Source organism: Caulobacter sp. (assembly GCF_035254145.1).
Classification (GTDB): Bacteria; Pseudomonadota; Alphaproteobacteria; order Caulobacterales; family Caulobacteraceae; genus Caulobacter.
Map to the genome: position 1 here is coordinate 1 of NZ_DATFAV010000276.1, position 8,357 is coordinate 8,357.

An 8,357-nucleotide genomic window follows, 5' to 3' on the forward strand; every position below is an offset into this window, starting at 1 on the left:
CACGGCGGTGGCGCCCGACGGCACGCACACGATCACCTTGGGGTTCACGAAGCCCTTGCGGTTGTGAACCTTGCGGATGAAGTACTTGATCATCTCCTCGGCGACTTCGAAGTCGGCGATGACGCCGTCCCGCATCGGGCGGATGGCTTCCATGTGGCCGGGCGTGCGGCCCAGCATCTGCTTGGCCTCTATGCCCACGGCGTGGACGATCTTGCGCCCGCCGACGTTACGCAGGGCGACCACCGACGGTTCGTTCAGAACGATCCCCTTGCCCTTCATGTAGATGAGGGTGTTGGCCGTTCCGAGGTCGATGGCGATGTCGTTCGAGATCACGCCGAAGAGGGAAGAGAACATTGAAGGCCCTGACTGAGGGGGTAGGAGGGGCGTAGACGGACGTCAGTTCGAAGGAGCCGGCCTGTTCCGCCCCGGAGATCCGGAGTGCGAGGCGGCGGAGAGAAACGGCTCCTACTTCATATCAATGCGAGGACAACATGATTCCCGCATTTAGTGGGATTTCCACCCAGTCGGCGCGTATGATCGCTGGACGGGAGCGCAGCCTCCTGGCCGCGCCGTCGCCCTGACCGTCAAAACGCATCGACGACAGCCCGTTTGCCCTGCGAAAGCGTTGATTTCAAGGTCTATTCAGCGCGCCTTTCACGGGTTTTGCGGTCAAGTCGTCCAACCACTCGATCATGGCGAAATCTAGCCCAGCGCCGCCATTACCACGCCGACCGCCGTTATCGCGCCGGCGCCCAGTTGGAAGAGGGTCAGACGCTCCTTGAACAGACGACGTCCGGCGAGCGCGGCGATGGGCATCTCGACCACGCCGACCGCTCTCACCGGCCCCACTGGCGACAGCGCCATGGCCGTGAACCACAGGCCCGAGGCGGCCGCGCCGCAGAAGCCCGCGCCCAGAGACTGCCGCCAGGCGGCGATCACGGCCCTCAAGGATTCGGGATTGCGCCACGCCAGATAGGCGGTCAGGCCCACCGTCTGGATCGCCTGGACCACCATCACCGTCACCAGGGCCGAGGCGGCGGCGTGGGCGGGATCGAAGGCTAGGCTGGCCTGGCGGAAGCAATTGGCGCTCAAGGCGAAGATCGCGCCGGACCCCAGACCGGCCAGGGTCGCGCCCTTGCGCATCACCACCTCGCCGCGCGGCCAGGTCAGGGCGGCCAGTCCCACGCTGGCGATCAGCCCGCCAGCCCAGGTCATCGGGCCGATATGGTCGCCAAAGAACAGCGCGCCCCAGACCAGGGCGAACGGCAGTCCGCTCTGCTGCATGGCGGTGCCCAGGGCGAAGGTCGAGCGGTGCATGGCCGTCAGCAAGGCCGCCGTCGCCGCGATCTGCAGCCCCGCGCCCGCCACGCAGGCGAGCCAGAAGGCCGCGCTCGGATGGGCGCTGGCCCCGGGGGTCAGGAGCCAAGCCGCCGCGGCGAAGACCGTGGCGAACGGCAGGCCGAACAGGAACCGAACCAGGGTCGCCCCCCAGGGCCCCGCCCCGCCCATGATCGAGCGCTGAGCCGCGTTACGCGCCACCTGCAGCGCGGCCGCGCCGACGGTGATGGGAATCCAGATCACGCCCTACCCCTTCGCCGCGACGATCAGGCCCGACGCCCAGCCCATGCTTACCATCGTCAGGTCAGGGCGCGCCCGCAGGTCAGACACCAGCGCGTCGACGCGCGTCTGATGCCCCTCGGGCCAGTTCGGCTGGGGCAGCATGTCGTCGATCACGTACAATCCGCCCCGTTTCAGCAAAGCCAAGGTATGGTCCAGAGCTTCGTACTTGCCAGGCCAGGCGTCGGCGAAGATCAGGTCGAACGATCCTGGCGGCTGAGCCATCACATAGTCCAGGCCATCGGCCAGGACGAAGCGCAGGCGGTCATCTTTCAAAGCTTCGCGCGCCACATCCTGGACGACCGGATCGACATCGACGCTGACCAGGCTGGCGGCGGCGCTCAGACCGTCCAGCAGCCAAGCCGTGGCTAGGCCCGTTCCCGTGCCAAGTTCCAGCATCCGCCCGCCGGGCTTGGAGGCGGCCAGGAGACGCAGAAGCGAGCCGGTATTGGCCTCGGAAGGCATGTCAAAACCGAGCGCGATCGTACGCGCCTGGATCGCCGCCCAGGCGGCCGGCGCGACCTGTTCATTGTCGCCGAACATCACGGTGTTCCTTACGCGGCCCTTACGCGGAAGGGCCTGTTTCCGAATGGAGCCCTTGTGGACCTTGGGCGCAGAAGCTGGACGCGGGCTCGCCGCGTGACGGGCCGCGTCAGAAGAAGGCTTACCGACCATGTCGCCCCACCTGCTCAGGCAAGCGGCTCAGTTCCTGCTGGGCGTGCCCACCGAGGGGATCAATCCCGCCCTGGACCGCATGCTGGACCTCGCCCAGGCCACGCCGCTGTGCTTCGTGGCCGTCGCCGGCCCTGGGGCGGGCGAGGCCATGTGCCAGCTGTGGCGGCGCGGCTATCAGCGCGTCGAGGCGGCGCGCAGGGCCACCTGTGGGGCGGCCGACGAGCGCAGCGACGTGCTGCTGGTGCTGGACTGCCCCACCCTGCCCGACGCGCGCGCCGCCATCGCCGCGACCTATACGATGCTGCGGCCCGGCGGGACGCTGGTCGTGGACGCGAGCGCCCTGCTGGACGAGACGCCCCGCAGGGCGCTCGCCGACAGCTTGCGGGAGCTGGGCCTGGACGTTCAGCCCCAGGCGCACCTGGGAGCCGAGATCCTGGCGACGCGGCCGTTCAGCGACCGAAAGGCGGCTTAGAACCCGCTGGCGATCGCCGCCTCGGGTCGGCTCTTTTCCTTGCGGGCGAAGAGGTTGTTCAGCGCGTTGACGTACGCCTTGGCCGAGGCCGTGAGCGTGTCGGTGTCGGCGGCCGCGCCGGTGGCGATGCGGCCGTCCTCTTCCAGGCGCACCGAGACCTGGGCCTGGGCGTCGGTGCCCTCGGTCACCGCGTGCACCTGGAACAGACGCAGGGCGGCGCTGTGCGGAACGATCTTGTGGATGGCGTTGAACACCGCGTCGACCGGACCGTCGCCGGTCGCTTCGGCGGTGCTCGACACGCCGTCGACGTCCAGGGTCAGCTCGGCCGACTGGCCGTCGGTGCCGGCCACCACGCGCAGGCGCGAAACGCGGATCTTCTCCGAGCCGCGCGCCAGGGCGTCATCGACCAGGGCGATGATGTCGTCGTCGTAGACGTGCTTCTTGCGGTCGGCCAGGTCCTTGAAGCGGCCGAAGGCTTCCTTCAGCGCGTTCTCGCCCAGCTCATAGCCCAGGTCCTTCAGCTTGGCGCGGAAGGCGTGGCTGCCCGAGTGCTTGCCCATGACCAGGCTCGACGGGGCCTGGCCCACCGACTCCGGCGTCATGATCTCGTAGGTCTCGCGGTTCTTGAGCATGCCGTCCTGGTGGATGCCGCTCTCGTGCGCGAAGGCGTTCTTGCCGACGATGGCCTTGTTGTACTGCACCGGGAAGCCGGTGATGGCCGAGACGTAGCGGCTGGCGCGGGTGATGTGGGTGGTGTCGATGCCCGTGCGGAACGGCAGGCGGTCGCCGCGCACCTTCAGGGCCATGACGATCTCTTCCAGCGCGGCGTTGCCGGCGCGCTCGCCCAGGCCGTTGATGGCGCATTCCACCTGGCGGGCCCCGCCCTGCACGCCGGCCAGGCTGTTGGCCACGGCCAGGCCCAGGTCGTTGTGGCAGTGGGTCGAGAAGACCGCCTTGTCGGCGCCCTCGACGTTCTCGACCATCCACTTGAACAGGTCGGCGTATTCCGACGGATAGGTGTAGCCGACGGTGTCGGGCAGGTTGATCGTCGTGGCGCCGGCCTTGATGGCGGTCTCGACCGCGCGGCGCAGGAACTGGCGGTCGCTGCGGGTGGCGTCCTCGGCCGACCATTCGACGTCGTCGCGCAGGTTGCGGGCGTGGGTCACCGAGCGGGCGATCACGTCGATCACCTGGTCCGGCTCCATCTGCAGCTTGTGCTTCATGTGCAGGTCGGAGGTGGCGATCACCACGTGGATGCGGCCGCGCTCGGTCGGCTTCAGGGCCTCGGCGCAGCGGTCGATGTCGACCTGATGGGCGCGGCACAGACCGGCGACTGTCGAGTTCTTGACGATCTTGGCGACTTCGCGGACGGCCTCGAAGTCGCCGTTCGAGGCGATCGGGAAGCCAGCCTCGATGATGTCGACCCCCATCTCCTCGAGGATCTTGGCCAGCTCCAGCTTCTCTTCCAGCGACATCGAGGCGCCGGGCGACTGCTCGCCGTCGCGCATGGTGGTGTCGAAAATGACGACGTTGTCGCGCTTGTCGGAAGCGCTGCCAATAACAGGCGATACGCCAGAAATATCGGAGGTCATGGAAGTACTCGTCGAAAGGGGTGTGTGGCGTGCGGGCTGCGGGTCAATCATCCCCTGTGCGCCCGGCCACGACGATGCGCGGCCCCTAGAGCGCCCAGGGGCTAATAAGCCGAAGCGAAAGCAGGTCGCGCGCGACAGTCATGACCGAGTTTCTACACAGACGCCCTGAATCGAGCAAGCAATTTGCGCCCGCGGCGCAATCCGCCGCACTCAGGGCAATTATCTTCCGCGAAAGAGCGAAGACTCGGCCGGAAGGACCTCAAAACCGGGCCTCCGACCGATGAACCGGGCCGCAAGCATGGCGCGGGCCATACGATTTTCCCAAAACCCCAGCCGTTCGCTCAGGATTGCGGCGCGATCACGCCGGGCCTGAAGGACGCTGCGTCGGCTCGTCCGCAACCGCCTCGCGCCGCTTGAGCCAGGCGCGGCTGGCCAGGCCCATGGCCAGCCAGATGACGATGGCCAGCACGATCATGACGATGTGCTGCTTACCGCCCCCCTTCATCGCCTGGACGATCGAATTGCCGGCGAAGGCGGTCAGGGCGATCTTGGGGATGATCCCGATCGCCGTACCGGCGGTGAAGTCGCGCAGGCGCATCGGGGTCACGCCCGCGGCCATGTTGACCACGATGAACGGCGCCGACGGCACCAGGCGCACGATCAGGCTGGCCGTGAAACCGTTCTTGCCGATCATCCGCATGAACTTGTTGACGCCCTCGCCGGCGAAGTCGCGCAGGATCCGCGCGCCATAGGCCCGGCCCAGCCAGAAGCCGACCAAGGACGAGACCAGGGTGCCGATCCAGCTATAGGCGAAGCCGGTCCACGGCCCGAACGCCACCACCGCCGCGGCGATCAGCACGAACTGCGGCACGCCCAGGAACGCCATGACGGCGAAGGCCGCCACCGCCATCGGCAGGGCCCACGGCCCGCTGGCCGCGCCCAGCCAATGCTCGACCGCCGTCTCGCCGTTGACGCCCAGGAGCTGGGCCCCGAACAGGAAGACCAGACCCACCCCGCCAAACAGCACGAATGACACCGCCACCGTGCGCCAGGCCCGGGCGTCCATATTGGTCACGAAGTCGATGAGGCGGCGTATCACGCGCCCTGCCTCGCCCATGGTTCGCGTCGGGTCAAGCGTCACCGAAGCGCGACCTTTGGAGCCCAGCGCGCAAGACATCCCGGCCTCGCCGCTCTAGCCTGGTCGACATGAAGATTCTCGCCGTCTCCGGCAGCCTGCGCGCCGCCTCCTACAACACCGCCCTGCTCCGCGCCGCCGCCGAGCTCGCCCCCGAGGGCGTCAGCCTGGAGATCCATCCCCTGGGCGACCTGCCGTTCTTCAACCAGGACGTCGAGGAACAGGGCGATCCGCCGCCCGTCGCCGCCTGGAAGGCCGCGGTGCGCGACGCCGAGGCCCTGCTGATCGCCTGCCCGGAATATAATGGCGGTCTCACGGCCGTGCTGAAGAACGCCATCGACTGGGCCTCGCGCGGCAAGCCCGCGCCGCTCGACGGAAAGATCGCCTGCGCCATCGGCGCCAGCCCGGGGATCACCGGCACGGTGCGCGCCCAGGACGCCCTGCGCCTCAATCTCAAGCGGACCGGCTGCGACCTGGCCCCGTTGAGCGACATCCTGGTCGGCCAGGCTCACACCAAGATCGAGAACGGCGTCCTGACCGACGAGCGCACCCGCCAGGCGATCGCCCGACACCTGGCCAGCTATGTCGAGATCGTCCGGGCCCGGCGCTGAGCGCCGATCCCACGCCGCCTCGTCAAGCTTCACCGAAAGCGGCCGAAACCACCGCCTCCCGCGTTGCGCCTCGGCAAGCGCGGGCGTAAAGACCGCCGCAATCCTGAACCGGTCTTTCCAGGGGAGTCCTGAACATGTCGCTCGAGTCCGCCGCCCTGCGGCGCATCGCACCGTCGGCCACCATCGCCATCAGCGCCAAGGCGCGCGCGCTGAAAGCCGCCGGTCGTGACGTGATCGCCCTTTCCGCGGGCGAGCCTGACTTCGACACGCCGGACAATATCAAGAACGCGGCCATCGAGGCCATCAAGGCCGGCAAGACCAAGTACACCGACCCGGACGGCATGCCCGAACTGAAGGCCGCCATCTGCGCCAAGTTCAAGCGCGAGAACGGCCTGGAGTACAAGCCGAGCCAGGTCCACGTCGCCCCGGGCGGCAAGCCGGTGATCTACAACGCCCTGGTCGCCACCCTGAACCCGGGCGACGAGGTGATCATCCCCGCGCCGTACTGGGTCTCGTACCCCGACATGGTGCTGCTGGCCGGCGGGACGCCCGTCTCGGTCGAGACCACCGCCGAAAGCGGCTTCAAGATCACCCCGAAGGCCCTGGAAGCGGCGATCACGCCGAAGACCAAGTGGCTGATCATCAACAGCCCCTCCAACCCGTCGGGCGGCGCCTATACCCGCGCCGAGCTGCAGGCGATCGCCGACGTGCTGCTCAAGCACCCGCAGGTCTGGGTGCTGACCGACGACATGTACGAGCACCTGGTGTTCGACGACTTCGAGTTCACCACCATCGCCCAGGTCGAGCCCAAGCTCTATGACCGCACCCTGACGATGAACGGCGTCTCGAAGGGCTATTCGATGACCGGCTGGCGCATCGGCTACGCCGCGGGTCCCGAGGCGCTGATCAAGGCCATGGGCAAGATGATCAGCCAGACGACCTCCAACCCCTGCTCGATCTCGCAGTGGGCGGCCGTCGAGGCGCTGAACGGTCCGCAGGACTTCATCAAGCCGAACGCCAAGCTGTTCCAGGAGCGCCGCGACCTGGTGGTGTCGATGCTGAACCAGGCTACCGGCCTGCACTGCCCGACGCCGGAAGGCGCCTTCTACGTCTATCCCTCGTGCGCCGGCCTGATCGGCAAGACCGCGCCCTCGGGCAAGGTCATTTCCAGCGACGAGGACTTCGCGACCGAACTGCTGGAGTCGGAGGGCGTGGCCGTCGTGCACGGCGCGGCGTTCGGGCTCTCGCCGTTCTTCCGCATCAGCTACGCCACCGGCACGGACGTGCTGGAAGACGCCTGCTCGCGCATCCAGCGCTTCTGCGCCAGCGTGAAATAGGACTCTCCCCTAGGGGGTGGAATGTCGAAGGGGACCGGTTCGCGCCGGTCCCCTTTTTCGCGCCAGGCGCCCTATTCAGGCAGCTGGAACAGGTCCTCGACCCGCGCGTCCAGCACCTTGGCCAGCATCAGCGCCAGGATCGTCGAGGGCACGAAGACGCCGTTCTCGACCGTATTGATCGTCTTGCGCGAAACCCCGGCCCGTTCGGCCAGCTCGGCCTGGGTCAGCCCTCGAGCGGTGCGCAACTCGCGCAGGCGGTTGTTCAGCCGTTCATGCATCCCGATAAGCGCGCCGCTCCAGAAACGAGAACACCAGCAGCGGGACGGCCACGCCCAGGGTGATCACCATGTGCAGCGCCTCGCGGGTGGTGACGGTCTCGAACAGGCTGACGCCGTAGAGACCGAAGGCGACCACCGCCATCGTCCAGTAGCCCCAGTTCAAGGCCCGGCGACGATGGTCCTGCGTCGTCTCGTCATTGAGCAGGTCGCGCACGTCGCGGCCTCGCACCAGCCCGCCGCCCGTGGCCAGCAGGGCCAGCAGCACGATCGCGTTCACCGCCCAGGCGCCGATCTTGAGGTGACTGACCCGCCCGGCTCCCTCGAGCGCGCCATTGGAAATATAGGCCGACTGCAAGGCCAGGAAGAGCACGGCCAACACCGCGAAGATCCTGGCTCGCGCCTTCGACAGCCTCTCGGCCTTTTCGACTTTACCCATGGGCTTCATGGCGCATCTCCCCGCCCTCGTGTAACTTGAAGGTTACAAGTAACCCAAGGGTTACATTGACGCAAGCGGGAATGGTGGCCTTAGAGCCTGTCTGGTTTAGATGAAATCATCTAAACCAGATAAATAGCCCCTAAATTCATATACTTAGGGCGCGTTCGAGTGGTTTAACCGCTCACATTTAAACCTAACGCGCTC

Annotated in this window: 11 protein-coding genes; 3 read left to right on the forward strand and 8 right to left on the reverse strand. The window is 67.3% G+C overall.

Annotation, left to right across the window (positions count from 1 at the left end; all coding sequences use genetic code 11):
• From VJ655_RS16810 to VJ655_RS16820, 3 genes are all read right to left on the reverse strand, one after another.
• Positions 1-354 (reverse strand): rod shape-determining protein (locus tag VJ655_RS16810; protein WP_324113064.1); only part of this gene is annotated, 354 nt, incomplete at its 3' end.
• Between the two features lie 348 nt (positions 355-702).
• A complete protein-coding gene (locus VJ655_RS16815) occupies positions 703-1,581 on the reverse strand; it encodes a DMT family transporter (RefSeq protein ID WP_324113066.1) in 879 nt (292 codons plus the stop codon).
• A gap of 3 nt (positions 1,582-1,584) precedes the next feature.
• A complete protein-coding gene (locus VJ655_RS16820; protein WP_324113068.1) occupies positions 1,585-2,160 on the reverse strand; it encodes an O-methyltransferase in 576 nt (191 codons plus the stop codon).
• A gap of 130 nt (positions 2,161-2,290) precedes the next feature.
• On the opposite strand from VJ655_RS16820, the gene VJ655_RS16825 reads away from it, so the two are divergent.
• Positions 2,291-2,764, forward strand: coding sequence for a hypothetical protein (locus VJ655_RS16825; protein WP_324113070.1), 474 nt, complete (start codon positions 2,291-2,293; stop codon positions 2,762-2,764).
• Here VJ655_RS16825 and VJ655_RS16830 read toward each other — a convergent pair.
• The 3 genes from VJ655_RS16830 to VJ655_RS16840 all read right to left on the reverse strand — a co-directional run bounded on the left by VJ655_RS16830 (position 2,761) and on the right by VJ655_RS16840 (position 5,455).
• Positions 2,761-4,356 (reverse strand): 2-isopropylmalate synthase, encoded by a 1,596-nt coding sequence (locus VJ655_RS16830; protein ID WP_324113072.1) that lies wholly within the window; start codon positions 4,354-4,356, stop codon positions 2,761-2,763. The two genes, VJ655_RS16825 and VJ655_RS16830, sit on opposite strands and share 4 nt — an antisense overlap.
• 85 nt (positions 4,357-4,441) lie before the next feature.
• Positions 4,442-4,498, reverse strand: coding sequence for a hypothetical protein (locus tag VJ655_RS16835; protein ID WP_127847010.1), 57 nt, complete (start codon positions 4,496-4,498; stop codon positions 4,442-4,444).
• 216 nt (positions 4,499-4,714) lie between these two features.
• Positions 4,715-5,455, reverse strand: coding sequence for a TVP38/TMEM64 family protein (locus tag VJ655_RS16840; protein WP_324113073.1), 741 nt, complete (start codon positions 5,453-5,455; stop codon positions 4,715-4,717).
• Between the two features lie 107 nt (positions 5,456-5,562).
• Here VJ655_RS16840 and VJ655_RS16845 point away from each other — a divergent pair, with 107 nt between their 5' ends.
• Both VJ655_RS16845 and VJ655_RS16850 read left to right on the forward strand, forming a co-directional pair.
• Entirely contained in the window at positions 5,563-6,102 is a 540-nt protein-coding gene (locus VJ655_RS16845; protein WP_324113076.1) for an NADPH-dependent FMN reductase, read from the forward strand.
• 134 nt (positions 6,103-6,236) lie between these two features.
• On the forward strand, positions 6,237-7,439 hold the full coding sequence (locus tag VJ655_RS16850; RefSeq protein ID WP_324113078.1) for a pyridoxal phosphate-dependent aminotransferase: 1,203 nt from the start codon (positions 6,237-6,239) through the stop codon (positions 7,437-7,439).
• Positions 7,440-7,510: 71 nt separating this feature from the next.
• Here VJ655_RS16850 and VJ655_RS16855 read toward each other — a convergent pair whose 3' ends face one another.
• A complete protein-coding gene (locus tag VJ655_RS16855; RefSeq protein WP_324113080.1) occupies positions 7,511-7,717 on the reverse strand; it encodes a helix-turn-helix transcriptional regulator in 207 nt (68 codons plus the stop codon).
• Positions 7,710-8,162 carry a hypothetical protein gene (locus VJ655_RS16860; protein ID WP_324113082.1) on the reverse strand — a complete coding sequence of 151 codons (453 nt, stop codon included), beginning with the start codon at positions 8,160-8,162 and terminating at the stop codon, positions 7,710-7,712. The genes VJ655_RS16855 and VJ655_RS16860 overlap by 8 nt, the downstream gene beginning before the upstream one ends.
• Positions 8,163-8,357 lie beyond the last annotated feature (195 nt).